Source organism: Marichromatium sp. PS1 (genome assembly GCF_041155115.1).
GTDB classification, from domain to species: domain Bacteria; phylum Pseudomonadota; class Gammaproteobacteria; order Chromatiales; family Chromatiaceae; genus Marichromatium; species Marichromatium gracile.
In genome coordinates this window covers 1,667,350-1,680,453 of sequence record NZ_BAAFHB010000002.1, presented here as the reverse complement: position 1 = coordinate 1,680,453, position 13,104 = coordinate 1,667,350, and the positions used below count along the sequence as shown (strand labels likewise).

The following is a 13,104-nucleotide window of genomic DNA, read 5'->3' as shown; positions in this document are numbered from 1 at the left end:
CCCGCGGCGGCTCGCCGCTAGACGGCCCCCTTGCCGAACACCACCACCTCGACCGTCTCGATCAGGATCAACAGGTCGAGGAAGATGCTGTAGTTCTTGACGTAATAAAGGTCGTACTCGAGCTTGCGCAGCGCATCCTCCTCGGAGCTGCCGTAGGGGTAGCAGAGCTGGGCCCAGCCGGTCAGCCCCGGCTTGACGCGGTGACGCGCGGCGTAATAGTCGTACTTGCTCGCCAGGGTGGCGACGAACTCGGGGCGCTCGGGGCGCGGACCGACGAAACTCATCTCACCCTTGAGGACGTTGAAGATCTGCGGCAGCTCGTCGATCCGGGTCTTGCGGATGAAGCGCCCGACACGGGTGATGCGCGAGTCGTTCTTGGTCGCCCAGCGCGCCCGCCCATCGGCCTCGGCGTCGACCCGCATGCTGCGGAACTTGACCACGTCGAAGGGCATGCCGTTCTCGCCGATCCGGGTCTGACGATAGAACACCGGGTGGCGGAAGCGGCTCTCGGCGGCGATCGCCAGCGCGGTCACCAGCATCACCGGCCACAGCAGCACCAGGAAGACCACCGAGACCAGCACGTCGAACAGCCGCTTGAGCAGCATCGTCATCGCCCCGTGCTGGAAGCCATCGGAGAGCATCAGCCAGCTCGGGGTCAGCAGATCGAGCTTGACCACCCCCATCTCACGCTCGAAAAAGCCCTGCGGCTCGAGCACCTGGATCCCCGCCATGCGACAGTCGAGCAGCTCCTCGATCGGCAGCTTGCCGCGCCGGTCCTTGACCGCCACCACCAGCTCATCGGCCTGGGTCTCGGTGACGATGCGCAGCAGCGGCCGGTCATAGGGGATGCGCTTCGGCAAGTCGCGCTCGTCCACATCGGCCTGCAGGGGCACCAGCCCGACGATATCGAGCCCACGTGGATTGGCGACCATCACCGCCTCGGCGAGCGGTCCGGCACCAAGCACCAGCACACGACGCTTGAAGATGCCCGGCTTGATGACATAGGAGAGCAACCGCAGACCGCTCACGACGATGATCGAGAGCACCACGGTCAGCGCCAGGATGCTGCGCCACAGCTCGATGTGCGGGAAGCTGAAGGAGATCGCCGCCAGCGCCACGGCGCCGAGCAGCAACGCCAGCACGATGCGCAGCAGCGAGCCCCACCAGCCCTCGCGGAGGCTGGCCTCGTAGAGCCCCATGGCGCCCATCGAGAGCACGAAGACGACCGCCAGCACCACCGAGTAGGCCATCACCCCCGAGGTCGAGGCCGGTACCTCGGCACCGATCGACCACCAACGCAGATGGAAGCTGGCATGGAAACAGGCGACGAACATCAGCCCCTCGACCCCGGCCAGGATCAGCAGGGGCAGGCGCATGTAATGACGAAAGATACGAACCGAACGCATGAGCTGGATTCCTGGCTAGCATCGCACGGAGCGACAGACGAAGGCTGCCCCGCGACGGACGAAAAAACATGTCCGGGCACTGTTGATCACAACGCGCGACTCGTGCCGGCGACCGGCTGATGCGCAGGCACCGCCAACGCCCCCCGAAACGTGGCCACCAACCATCGAGAGACGGCAGTCGAAACATGATCGAAGGCACATCGGACACGCCCACAAAAATCACAAGAGACTAACGAAAAGCATGTTCAGAAACCGCCCATCTCGCATCATGTCGGTATTGGCCGATGAGGGATCGACGCACCTCCATCCGACAAGGCCAGACACATCGAAGCGTGTATGCTACACCAACCCCGAAAGCGCCCCGATCAACGGCGTGCCGCCTCCTCCCGACCTGTCATCAGCCACCCGCGCACCCGCAGCCAACCCTTGTAGCCGAGATGGCGCAGCAGCAACCCGGAAGGCATCCGCAGCCAGTGCGCGCGGACATAGAGCGCCAGTCGCGCCAGCCTCACCCGGAGCGGCGCCCGCCCGGCATGATCGGGAAAGAGCGCCAACGGCACCAGACGGTCCATGAGCCACCGCACCGGCGCCACCGGTCCCCACCCGGCGAGCCTGGCGCGACAGTGCGCCGGCGGCTCGAGAGCGAACAGCGATTGCGCCTGACGCAGCGCATGGAACAGCGGACGCTGCAGCCCGAGCTGCTCGGCACGATCAAGCAGCGCGTCCCAGAACCCCGTGCGGGCCTCGAAGTGACGGATCAGGTCCCAGACATCGACCAGGTCGCGCAACCTCAGGCCCTCGCGCGCATCCCCCTCCAGGAACAGGTGCACTACCGCGTGCAGCACCATGTCGGGCGCGCCCAGCACCCGCAGCGCCCCGTGCCCATCGAGTGCCTGACTGGCGGTGAACAGTGGCGCCGGATCAAAATGGAAGCGGCTGGTCCGGGGCAGCAGGCGGTGGTGGATATCGATCTCGTTGTCGCGCTCGGCATGGCGCAGCGGCGGGATCTCGTGCATCCAGTCGCGATAGTAACGCTCGTCATACTCCGAATGACCGAGCGACAGCCAGCCACGCGCATGCAGGCGCTGCTCGAGCGGCTCGAGCGCCGCCATCGGAACCAGCAGATCGACATCGGCGAACATCCGACCACGTGCCGCCGGCACCCCGGTGAGGACATAGGCCACCCCCTTGAGCGCCACCACCTGGACATCGAGGCCCTCGAGCGCGCGCAGCACACGATCGACCTCCCAGGTCAGCAACCGCTGCCGATAGGCGACCTGTTGACGCGCCGACTCCAGGTGATGACACACTCGCTCTGGCACCCGCGCGTGCAGACCGAGCGTGCCGAGATCGGCATCGAGCCGCCCGAGCAGGCGTGCGTGTCGGGCGATGCGCAGCAACAGGTCCCAGTCCTCATCGGCCAGTGTCGGCAACCGCTCCGGTGCTCTCAGCGCCGCCACCAGCAATGCCGCGGCACGGCGTGATTCGGCCATGCGCCGACTCATGCCGCACCCTCCGCCAGCGCGCCGAGCCTGACGATCGCCTCGTCGAGATTGGAGTAGCTCAGGGTATGGCAACCGCAGCGCTCGACCAGACGTGCCGCGGTGATGAAACCGGTCTCGCCAAGCAATTCGTAGTTGAAGGCGTTGCTCGCCACCAGCAGGAAGGCATCGCTCCTACTCAACGGCTCGAGTTGGGTGTCCGACCCGGCCTGCCAACGCGGGAACACCAGCCAACCTGGGGTCGCCGGCTCGTCCATGCGCGCGACCGCCGCGCTGGGGGGACGCACATGCGCCACAGTGCCCTTGCGCGTGCCGGTGAACGCGGGGCCGATCTCGGCCTCCGGCGCGAAGTCTCGGATCACCCCGATCGAGGCATTCTTCAGCGGGATCGGACGCGGCAGCGGCAGCAGGCGCCCGTATTGAGGACACACCAGCGCGAACTCGTCGGAGAGCAGCCGCCAGCCACGATGGGCCAGCGCGGTGCACAGCGTCGACTTCCCCGCGCCCGGAGCACCGGGCAGGATCAGTGCACGTCCACCGCGTTCGAGCACTGCGGCATGGAGCATCAACAGATGGTGGCCACGACGGGCCACGCACCAGTTCAGGCCCCACTCCAGCATCGGGAAATGGTGCGCTGCTGCGAGCGGCTGGAAGGGAGAGCGGCCATCGACGGTGAAACGCGCCTGCGGGCGCCACCAGCGCCGCAGCCAGCCGTTGTGATCGAGGCTGACGTGGAAGTCGCGTATCCCGGCAGACGGCTCCAGGGGATAGTCGTGCCACATCCGCTGCAGCAGCGGCAGCGGCTCGCACAGACCGAGGCGCAGGTTCACCAGGAAGGGGCCGATGCGCACGTCGAGTCCGGGGCGAGCACGCACCTGGCGAGCGAGCTCGCCGTCGCTGAGATCACCGATCCTCACGCCGTCGTCGTCCCGATCACGATCCCCAGTTCGTCGAGACGCGTGAGCAGCGCATCGAGCTGATCGCGCAACAGTTCGGGGGCGATTCCCAGGGACTCGGGGTCGAGCGCCGCGAGCAGCTCGTCGAGATCGGCATCGCCCTCGCGCAACCGTTCGACCACCCGCGCGCCGGTGGCGTTGAGAAAGTGGGTCTCGCCCGAGGCGCCATGATAGAGCAACCGCTCACCGTCCCACTCGACCTCGAGCAGGGGGGCGCTGCTCAAGCGCCAGCGCCGTTGAACGGCTGTCGACGACGGCACGGTCATCGCTCACCGCCGCCGGGCAAGGCGCATGCGGGCAAGGCTCGGCGAGCACGGGAGCGGCGCTACTCGCAAAGCGGCGCATCCGGCCCCAGCGAGGTCGCCGACGAGGCGGTGACGATGTTGCCGTTGCACTGGGTGGTGGTCACGCCATTATTGGTCTCGTCGGTGAGGAAGCCGTCGCAGGCCTCGCCGGGATTGAGTTCGCGCTTGACGTTGCGCTCGATGACGTCGAGACAGCCACTGGTCTGGGCGAGCGCCGCGCCACTGCGCAGGGTCAGGATCGCCGGCGCGGCGATGGCGGCCTGCTTGAGCAGTCGCCGTCGTGCTGTCTGAGGGTTCTGGCCATGTTCGGCGTCGGACGAATTCGGGGTAGTCATGATGATGTCTCAGCGTGTTGGCCTGGTTTCGAGGCGGGCGCAAGCCCCTGCGACCTTGATGAAGCACCGCCCCCAGCGCATCAAGCCCTGCGCTGGATCGCGCGACAGGATCCACTGCCATGGACTCAACGACATGCGTCTCGCACATTTAAACGGTGAACGGTTACAGCATTCTTTCTTGGCGACGGGCGGCGCCAGGTACAAGCGGCAATTTTCACGCCACCTGCCGACACACCCGACGGGACACCGCACCTGAATGGGGACTGTTCGAATCATCATACCGTATCGCCACCCCTGCGCACACGCACCGAACCCGAACTGTAAAAAAAACCGACACCCCGATCCGCGTAAACGCCCAGCACAGTAAGATATCCATCTGAGGCACGCCGGCCGACTTGACGCGAACCCCACACATTCCGTAGCTTTCGGCCCATCCAGCCCGTCACAGGAGCATGCCGTTGTACAGCCCAACCCACGGGGCCGAGGCCTCGCATGCGCGCCACCTGCCGGATTGAGCCCCCTGAGCCCCCAACGATGCGCATCCTCCACGTCCTCGACCACTCGCTGCCGCTCCACTCCGGCTACACCTTCAGGACCGCCAACATCCTGCGCGAGCAGCGCCGGCTCGGCTGGGAGACCATCCACCTCACCGGACCGCGACACGGCAATCAACAGGCCGGCAGCGAGCACAGCGACGGGTTCGAGTTCCACCGCACCGCACCACCCCGGGGGACGCTCGCCCGTCACCCCGCGCTCGGCCCCTGGCTGGAGATGCGCGCCACCGAGCGGCGGCTGCTCGATCTCGCGCAACGTGTCGAACCCGATCTGCTGCACGCTCACTCGCCGGTGCTCGACGCCCTGCCCGCGCTCCGCGTCGGGCGCCGGCTCGGCATCCCGGTGGTCTACGAGGTACGTGCCTTCTGGGAGGACGCCGCGGTCGATCACGGCACCACCAGCGCCGGCAGCCTGCGCTATCGCGCCACCCGCACGCTCGAGACCCGTGCGCTGCGCCGCGCCGCGCACGTCTTCACCATCTGCGAGGGGTTGCGCAACGACATCATCGCCCGCGGCATCCCGGCGCAGCGGGTCACCGTGATCCCCAACGCCGTCGACATCGAACACTTCCGCCCGAGCGTCGCGCCGGACCCGGCGCTGGCGCACCAGCTCGGCCTCGCGGACGCCACCGAGGTACTCGGCTTCGTCGGCTCCTTCTACGCCTACGAGGGGCTCGACCTGCTGCTCGAGGCGCTGCCACAACTGTTGCGACAGCGCCCGGGGCTGCGGCTGCTGCTGGTCGGCGGCGGCCCCCAGGAGGCGGCGCTGCGCGCGCACGCCGAGCGCCTCGGCCTCACCGCGGCGGTCCGCTTCACCGGACGGGTGCCGCACCAGGAGGTGCAGCGCTACTACGACCTGATCGACCTGCTGGTCTACCCCCGTCACTCGATCCGTCTCACCGAGCTGGTCACCCCGCTCAAGCCGCTCGAAGCGATGGCCCAGGGACGGCTGTTCGTCGCCTCGGACGTCGGCGGACACCGCGAGCTGATCCGCGACGGCGAGACCGGCCGACTGTTCCGCGCCGGTGACGTCGCAGCGCTCGCCACCGTGGTCACGGAGACGCTCGAGACACGCGAACGATGGCCGGCGATGCGTGCGGCGGGCCGAGACTTCGTCGAGCAGACGCGCAACTGGCGCGCCAGCATCGCCCACTACGGACCGGCCTATGCCCAGGCACTCGGCCGCCAGGCCTGATCGCGGCGCGCGGCCGACGGCGACCTTTCGGGAGAGATGATGAAACTGACTCTGGAGCAGGCGCGCCAACGCCTCTACACCTGGCACACCCGCCACAAGAACCAGCGCAGCATCGCCGCGCTCGAGGCACACCTGGCCACACAGGAGCCGGCGCTGCTGGTCCATCAGATGGGCCGCGCCGGCTCGATGACCACGGTCAACACCCTGCGCGCCGCCGGACTGACGATGCCGGTGTTCCACACCCACTGGCTCAACCCGGCCAACATCCGCAAGCGTCTCGACCGTTTCGCCGGGGTGGCGGATCGGCGCATGCCGCTGAACGTGCGCGTCGCCCGCCGCGTCGGCGAAGAGCTGCAGCGTCACGGTCCCCGCCACCGCCCCTGGCACCTGGTCACCGTCTTTCGCGAGCCGGTGGCGCGCAACCTCTCGGTCTACTTCCTCAGCATCGAGGAGTTCATCCCCGACTTCTTCGCCCGCCACGCCCGCGGCGAACTCGACGACGCCGAGATCCTCGCCACCTTCCTCGAACGCTTCCCGCACGAGGAGCCGGTGCGCTGGTTCGACGAGGAGATCCGCGACACCTTCGGCATCGATGTCTACGCCCATCCCTTCCCCGCCGGGCAGGGCTACCAGATCGTCCGCGCACCGGGCATCGAGCTGTTGCTGATCAAGGTCGAGCGTCTCAACGACTGCTATGCCCCGGCCTTCGCCGAGTTCCTCGGGGTCGACATCCCCGGGCTCGAGCAGACCCATGTCACCGAGGAGGATCCGGCATACTCGATGTACAAGGACTTCATCGCCAATGTCCGGCTGCCGGCGGACTATCTCGACCGACTCTACGACACCGCCTTCGCCCGCCACTTCTACGGCGAGGCCGAGATCGCCCGACTCAGACACAAGTGGGGCGGCGATGACTGAGCGCGACCGCACACGGCAATCCCGCCGTCACCCGGGACGGGCACAATGCCGTCATCGCAACCCCCAGGCGCGACGCTCCAGGTGAACGCCCAGCAGAGCCGACACTACCCGTCACGGCCGGTGCTCGAGGTGCTGATCTGCACCCATCAGCGCGCCCGGCTGCTGGCGCGCGCGCTCGACTCGCTGGAGGCGGCGACGCGCCCGGCGGACTGTCCGCTCGGCGTCTTCGTGGTCGCCAACGCCTGCAGCGACGACACCCCCAGACTGCTCGCCGAGCGCGCCGCCGCGACCGACACCGCGCGGCTGCCGCTGCGCTGGATCGTCGATCCGGTCCCGGGCAAGAGCCACGCGCTCAACCTCGCCCTGCCACAGGCACGCGCCCCGCTGATCGCCTTCGTCGACGACGATCACCGACTCGACCCCGGCTATCTGCTCGCCCTGGTCGAGGCCGCCCGCACCCAGCCCGAGGCCGAGCTCTTCTGTGGCCGCATCCTCCCCGACTGGGACGGCAGCGAACCGGCCTGGGTCCACGACCAGGGGCCCTACCGCATCTATCCGCTGCCGGTGCCGCGCTTCGACCTCGGCGCCGAGCCCCATCCGGTGGTCCCCGGCAGTGCCACCCCGGGCGGCGGCAATCTCGCCATCCGTCAGGGGCTGTTCGCGCGCATCGGTCCCTTCCGCCTCGAACTCGGACCGCACGGTCACAACCTCGGCGGCGCCGAGGACATCGAGTGGGTCAAGCGCGCCGTGGCCAGCGGCGCGCCACTGCACTATGTCCCCGGGATGTGTCAGTACCACTATGTCGAGGCCGACCGCATGACCCTCGGCTATGTGCTGCGCAAGGCCTACGAGCGCTCCGCCTCGACCCTGCGCATCGCGCCGAGCGAGCACCCGCACCGCTGGCCGCCGCGCTACATGCTGCGCAAGGTCGTCGGCTACGGGCTGCGCGCCCTGTTCGCCCTCGACTGGCCGGCGCGACGCTTCTATCTCACCCGGCTCGCCGCCGCGCTCGGCGAGATCAAGGGGTTCAGCCAGCAGGTGCGTGATCCCCACCCGGAATCACCGTCAGGGAGCGACCCGGATGCGCCCACTCGCTAAGCTCGCCAAGCTGCGCGACCCCGAGATCCGCGCCAAGAACTGGCGCGCACTGCGCCTCGGCGTGCGCGGACGCTGGTGGGACCTGACCCGGCCCCGGGTGCCCGACCCGGTGTTCCTGGTCGGCTGCTCGCGCTCCGGTACCACCGTGACCTACGAGACCCTGGCCGCCGCGCCGCAGCTGCTGAGCCTCGGCTACGAGGTGCCGCGACTGTGGAACGGATGTCATGGGCCGCTCAACAACGGCTGGGCCTCGGAGGCGGCGGACCGTGCCGACGCCCGCCCCGAACACCGCGACGCCGCGCTGCGCTTCTTCTACCAGCACCTGGGAGGCGGCTGGGTGCTCGACAAGACCTGCATCAACACCCTGCGCCTGCCCTATCTCCACGCACTCTTTCCCGAGGCGCGCTTCGTCTTCATCCATCGCGACGGGCGCGACAACATCAGCTCGATGATCGATGGCTGGCGCCAGGGCCGCACCGATGGGGGCTTCGGGCTCGACCAGTTCTTCGGCCCATCCCCCGAGCCGGTGGCGATCAACGACGGCGAGTTCACCCAGTGGCACTTCTTCCTGCCCCCGGGCTGGCGCGACTACAACCACGCCAGCCTCGAGGAGGTCTGCGCCTACCAGTGGCTCAGCGCCAACCGCATGGCGCTCGACGCCGCCGCCGAGATCCCTGCCGAGCAATGGATCCAGATCCGTTACGAGGACCTGGTGGCACGACCGGAAGCGGTCTTCGCCGAGGTCTTCGCGCGACTCGGCATCCCCTTCGACGAACCGCTGCGCGCGCACTGCCGCGCCCTCGACCAGCGTCCCACCAGCATCGTCTCCGGCCCGCCCCAGCGGGCCAAGTGGCGCACCCGCAACCCCGAGGCGATCGCGCGCATCCTGCCGCGCATCCGCCCGCTGATGGAGGAGCTCGGCTATGACTGCGACGCCTGAGACCCCGCGGGTGAGCGCGGTGATCCCGGCCTACGACGCCGCCGCGCACATCGTCGGCGCGGTCGAGAGCGTGCTCGCCCAGACCCTCGCGGGGGTCGAGGTGGTGGTGGTCGACGACGGCAGTCGCGACGCCACCGCCGAGCTGCTCGCCGGATTCGGCGAGCGCATCCGGGTGATCCGCCAGCCCAACGGCGGCCTGTCGAACGCCCGCAACCGCGGCATCGCCGAGGCTCGGGGCACCTTCGTCGCCTTTCTCGATGCCGACGACCGCTGGCACCCCGACAAGCTCGCCCGCCAGCTCGCGCGGCTCGAGTCCGACCCCGCGCTCGGCTTCTGCTCCACCCGCACCCGGGTCGAGGACCCGGCGGGCAGGCTGCTCAACCACTGGGACTGCCCCGACGACGCGGGCACCCTGCTCGAGACCCTGTTCCTGCGCAACGGCGCCGTCCCCGGCAGCGGCTCTGGGGTGATGGTCAGGCGCGACCTGTTCGCCCGGGTCGGCGGCTTCGACGAGAGCCTGCGCAGCCTCGAGGACATCGACATGTGGATGCGCCTGGCCGCGGTCAGCGGCTATGCCTGCATCGACGAGCCCCTCACCCTGGTGGTCAAGCACCCCGGGAGCATGAGCCGCAACCTCGCGGTGATGCGCGCGGCCGCGCTACGGGTGATGCGCAAGAACCGCCACCTGCTCCCGCGAGCGGCGCGCGGTCGGCTGTGGCGCGCGGGCTATGCCAGCGTGCTCGCCGACTTCGCCAAGTGGGAGTACCGCGCAGGCCAACGCGGCCGCGCCATGCTGCACCTCGCCGAGGGGCTGGCGCTGGCGCCGCTGAGCCGGGGCCGGATGCTGCTCGGGCTGCTCGCCGCGATGGGTGCGGGACGGACGCTTTGACCCCGACGCTCGCGCAGCTCGCCGCGACCGTCCACGGCGGCGCCCTGCTCGCGGCGCTGGCCTTCACCCTGGCGCTCACCCTCAAGTCGGTCCGCGACTACACCACCGCCGGTCCCATGCTGCCCGACGAGGTGGTGCGCCGCTTCCGCGGCTACGCCGTCTGGGCACTGGCGCGGCTGGCCGTCTGGGCGCTGCTGGTCGCCGGCTACTGGGCGCTGGCCGGGGCGCTGTGGTGGCAGGGGGTCGCCACCCTGCTCGGTCACCAGACGACCATGGCCGGGGTGGCACTCGCCGCCGCCCTGGCGATCGCCGGCGCCACCCTGTGGCGCTTCGTCCACGCCCTGCTGCACAACCCCGGGCTGATCGTCGCCTCCTCGCACTATCGCATCAGCCGCTTCTATCCGTTGTGGGCGCGGCTCAGCCCGGCGCGACTGCGGCGCATCGAGCAGGGACTGCTCGTCGCCGGGCTGGTGCCGATGCTGCTCGGGGCGCTGGCCCCGGCGCGCACCGGCGACCGGGCCGGGAGCCTGCTGCTGCTCGCCACCCTGGCGCTGCTGCTCGGTCTCGCCGCGCTCGCCAGCCAGCGGCCACGCGCCCCGGCGCGCCAGGGGCGCGCCGGCAGCCGCGAGCGCCCCAACCTGCTGTTGATCGGCTGCGACACCCTGCGCGCCGACTGGCTCGGCTGCGCCGGGCACCCGCGGGGTCTGACCCCCAACATCGACGCGCTCGCCGCCGCCGGCACCCAGTTCGCGCACTGCTACGTGCCCTGCGGACGGACCGCACCGAGCCTGATCTCGCTGCTCACCGGCACCTGGCCACAGACCCACGGGATCCGCGACAACTTCGTCGCCGACGCCGCCACCCGGCTGCGGGTGCCGAGCCTGCCCCGGCTGCTCGGCGCGGCAGGCTATCGCAGCGAGGCGATCAGCGACTGGTGCGGCGCCGATCTCGGCAAGTTCGACTTCGGCTTCGACCGGCTCGACCTGCCCGACGACTCCTGGAACCTGCGCTATCTGCTGCGCCAGGGCCCCAAGGACCTGCGACTCTTCCTCTCGCTGTTTCTCCACAACCGGCTCGGCAAGCGGCTGTTGCCCGAGGTCTATTATCTCGGCGGGGTACCCTCGACCAGCGCGCTCGGCGCCGAGGTGCGCGCCCGGCTCAGCCGGCTGGCCGAGGACGAGCGCCCCTTCCTGCTCAATGCCTTCTTCTCCACCACCCACCCACCCTTCGCCTGCGAGCATCCCTACTACGCCCGCTATGCCGAGCCCGGCTACAGCGGGCCGTCGAAGTTCGCGATGGCGCGCCTCACCGACCCCTTCGAGATCATCCGCCGCCAGGGCGAGCCGAGACGCGAGTTCGACCTCGACCAGATCCTCAGGCTCTACGACGGCTGCGTGAAGCGCTTCGACGACGAGGTCGGCGCCATCCTCGAACACCTCGAACACTGCGGACTCGCCGATCGCACCCTGGTGGCGATCTACAGCGACCACGGCATGGAGTTCTTCGAGCACGACACCTGGGGCCAGGGCAACAGCGTGCTGAGCGATCACAGCGCGCGCATCCCGCTGATCGTGCGCGACCCGCTCGAGCGCGGCGGACACCGCATCGAGGGGATCGTGCGCAGCGTCGACCTCGCCCCCACCCTGCTCGAGCGCTGCGGGCTGCGCCCGCCGCCGGCGATGGACGGGGTCTCGCTCGCCGCCTGTCTCGGCGGCGCGCCCGCACCCGCGCTCACCGCCTATACCGAGAGCGGGATCTGGCTGACCGACCTGCCGGGGATGCCCGAGGGCCATCTGCGCTACCCCGACCTGCTGGGTCTGCTCGACGTGCCCGATCACCGCAGCGGCACCCTCGCCATCCGCCCCGAGTACGCCGATCTGGTGGTCCGCGCCAAGGACCGGATGGTGCGCGAGGGGCGCTGGAAGCTGACCTATCAGCCACTCGTCGCGGGCGCGATCTGGCAGCTGTTCGACCTCGAGCGCGACCCCGACTGTCGCCACGACCGGGCCGCCGCGCACCCCGAGGTGGTCGCGCGCCTCAGGGCGAGGCTCCAGCCCTGGCTGCACTGAGCGTCGCGCTCACTCGTGGCCGCGCGCGCGGGTGTCGTAGAGCCCGTGGATGGTACCGAGGAAGTGATGGATCAGGATCTCGCGCCTGAAGGTCTCGTCGGCCGGCGCGGTGGCGAGCGCCAACAACCAGCGACCGACCGCGCGCGCGAGTTGCGGCAGCACATAGAGCGGCACGCCGAGCAGCCGGCGCCCCCCGGGCAGTCCCCGCGCCTGGGCGAGGTTGCGACTGTTCTGGTAGCGCCAGCGGCGGAAATAGCGCCGTTCGAGACGGAAGGCCTCGACCTTGTGATGGACCCGCGCCCGCGGCAGCCACACCACCCGCATCCCGGCGGCCAGCACCCGCTCGAACAGCTCGCCGTCCTCACCGCTGGCGAGCACCGCGCCCTTGCGCCCGCGGTTCACGTCGAACCCGCCGACGCGCTCGAACACCGCGCGGCGGAAGGCCATGTTGGCGCCATAGGGGGGCGAGTCGCCGGGGTTGAAGACGAAGGGGCCTCGCTCGTCCATGCGGACTGCGAGGAAGCCGTGGAAACGCGCGCTCAGCCAGGACGGCGGCGGTCGCTCCCAGATCGGCGCGATATAGCCGCCGCAGGCGTCCGCCCGCTCGCGCTCGAGCCCGTCGAGCACCTGCTCGAGCCAGTCGGGCTCGGGCAGCACATCATCGTCGGTGAACAGCAGCACCTCGCCCCGGGCGCTGGCGATGCCCTGGTTGCGCGCATGGGAGAGCCCCTGACGCGGCTCGCTGACCGCGCGCAGCCGCGACCAGCCCGCCGTGCGCTCGCGCAGCAACGCGGCGGTGTGATCGCTGGAGTTGTTGTCGACCACCACCACCTCCCAGTCGCACCCCGGCGGCGTACGCAGTGCCGCCAGGGCGTCGAGGGTCTCGGCCAGGGAGTCGGCGCGGTTGTAGGTACAGACGATGATCGAGGCGTCCATG

The 13,104-nt window shown here is 69.7% G+C and carries 12 protein-coding genes; 6 read left to right on the top strand and 6 right to left on the bottom strand.

The window, feature by feature from the left end; translation table 11 throughout:
* Positions 1 to 17: 17 nt before the first annotated feature.
* The 5 genes from ACAM26_RS09015 to ACAM26_RS08995 all read right to left on the bottom strand — a co-directional run bounded on the left by ACAM26_RS09015 (position 18) and on the right by ACAM26_RS08995 (position 4,504).
* On the bottom strand, positions 18 to 1,406 hold the full coding sequence (locus tag ACAM26_RS09015) for a TIGR03013 family XrtA/PEP-CTERM system glycosyltransferase (RefSeq protein WP_123142506.1): 1,389 nt from the start codon (positions 1,404 to 1,406) through the stop codon (positions 18 to 20).
* A gap of 365 nt (positions 1,407 to 1,771) precedes the next feature.
* A complete protein-coding gene (locus ACAM26_RS09010; protein ID WP_223806083.1) occupies positions 1,772 to 2,899 on the bottom strand; it encodes a nucleotidyltransferase family protein in 1,128 nt (375 codons plus the stop codon).
* An 8-nt stretch (positions 2,900 to 2,907) separates the two neighbouring features.
* On the bottom strand, positions 2,908 to 3,819 hold the full coding sequence (locus ACAM26_RS09005; protein WP_223806085.1) for an HprK-related kinase A: 912 nt from the start codon (positions 3,817 to 3,819) through the stop codon (positions 2,908 to 2,910).
* A 2-nt stretch (positions 3,820 to 3,821) separates the two neighbouring features.
* On the bottom strand, positions 3,822 to 4,088 hold the full coding sequence (locus ACAM26_RS09000; protein WP_165913496.1) for an HPr-rel-A system PqqD family peptide chaperone: 267 nt from the start codon (positions 4,086 to 4,088) through the stop codon (positions 3,822 to 3,824).
* A 101-nt stretch (positions 4,089 to 4,189) separates the two neighbouring features.
* The gene (locus tag ACAM26_RS08995) at positions 4,190 to 4,504 is read right to left on the bottom strand and encodes a hypothetical protein (RefSeq protein WP_123140340.1); all 315 of its coding nucleotides are present in this window, start codon (positions 4,502 to 4,504) and stop codon (positions 4,190 to 4,192) included.
* Positions 4,505 to 5,038: 534 nt separating this feature from the next.
* Between ACAM26_RS08995 and ACAM26_RS08990 the strand changes: the two genes are divergently transcribed.
* From ACAM26_RS08990 to ACAM26_RS08965, 6 genes are all read left to right on the top strand, one after another.
* Positions 5,039 to 6,253 (top strand): TIGR04063 family PEP-CTERM/XrtA system glycosyltransferase, encoded by a 1,215-nt coding sequence (locus ACAM26_RS08990; protein ID WP_369613469.1) that lies wholly within the window; start codon positions 5,039 to 5,041, stop codon positions 6,251 to 6,253.
* A 39-nt stretch (positions 6,254 to 6,292) separates the two neighbouring features.
* The gene (locus ACAM26_RS08985) at positions 6,293 to 7,171 is read left to right on the top strand and encodes a putative capsular polysaccharide synthesis family protein (protein WP_165913495.1); all 879 of its coding nucleotides are present in this window, start codon (positions 6,293 to 6,295) and stop codon (positions 7,169 to 7,171) included.
* An 81-nt stretch (positions 7,172 to 7,252) separates the two neighbouring features.
* A complete protein-coding gene (locus tag ACAM26_RS08980; RefSeq protein WP_369613468.1) occupies positions 7,253 to 8,269 on the top strand; it encodes a glycosyltransferase family 2 protein in 1,017 nt (338 codons plus the stop codon).
* Positions 8,253 to 9,209 carry a sulfotransferase gene (locus ACAM26_RS08975; protein ID WP_369613467.1) on the top strand — a complete coding sequence of 319 codons (957 nt, stop codon included), beginning with the start codon at positions 8,253 to 8,255 and terminating at the stop codon, positions 9,207 to 9,209. Before ACAM26_RS08980 ends, ACAM26_RS08975 begins: the two co-directional genes overlap by 17 nt.
* Positions 9,193 to 10,098 carry a glycosyltransferase family A protein gene (locus ACAM26_RS08970; protein WP_123142511.1) on the top strand — a complete coding sequence of 302 codons (906 nt, stop codon included), beginning with the start codon at positions 9,193 to 9,195 and terminating at the stop codon, positions 10,096 to 10,098. The genes ACAM26_RS08975 and ACAM26_RS08970 overlap by 17 nt, the downstream gene beginning before the upstream one ends.
* The gene (locus ACAM26_RS08965) at positions 10,095 to 12,167 is read left to right on the top strand and encodes a sulfatase (protein WP_369613466.1); all 2,073 of its coding nucleotides are present in this window, start codon (positions 10,095 to 10,097) and stop codon (positions 12,165 to 12,167) included. The genes ACAM26_RS08970 and ACAM26_RS08965 overlap by 4 nt, the downstream gene beginning before the upstream one ends.
* A 9-nt stretch (positions 12,168 to 12,176) precedes the next feature.
* On the opposite strand, the gene ACAM26_RS08960 is transcribed toward ACAM26_RS08965, so the two are convergent.
* Complete coding sequence (locus tag ACAM26_RS08960; protein WP_369613465.1) at positions 12,177 to 13,103, bottom strand: glycosyltransferase family 2 protein; 927 nt, start codon at positions 13,101 to 13,103, stop codon at positions 12,177 to 12,179.
* Between the last annotated feature and the right edge of the window lies 1 nt (position 13,104).

Coding starts and splice junctions, on each gene's coding strand:
- ACAM26_RS09015 (WP_123142506.1), bottom strand. CDS start 1,406: ATGCGTTCGGTTCGTATCTTTCGTCATTACATGCGCCTGCCCCTGCTG.
- ACAM26_RS09010 (WP_223806083.1), bottom strand. CDS start 2,899: ATGGCCGAATCACGCCGTGCCGCGGCATTGCTGGTGGCGGCGCTGAGA.
- ACAM26_RS08995 (WP_123140340.1), bottom strand. CDS start 4,504: ATGACTACCCCGAATTCGTCCGACGCCGAACATGGCCAGAACCCTCAG.
- ACAM26_RS08990 (WP_369613469.1), top strand. CDS start 5,039: ATGCGCATCCTCCACGTCCTCGACCACTCGCTGCCGCTCCACTCCGGC.
- ACAM26_RS08985 (WP_165913495.1), top strand. CDS start 6,293: ATGAAACTGACTCTGGAGCAGGCGCGCCAACGCCTCTACACCTGGCAC.
- ACAM26_RS08975 (WP_369613467.1), top strand. CDS start 8,253: ATGCGCCCACTCGCTAAGCTCGCCAAGCTGCGCGACCCCGAGATCCGC.
- ACAM26_RS08970 (WP_123142511.1), top strand. CDS start 9,193: ATGACTGCGACGCCTGAGACCCCGCGGGTGAGCGCGGTGATCCCGGCC.
- ACAM26_RS08960 (WP_369613465.1), bottom strand. CDS start 13,103: ATGGACGCCTCGATCATCGTCTGTACCTACAACCGCGCCGACTCCCTG.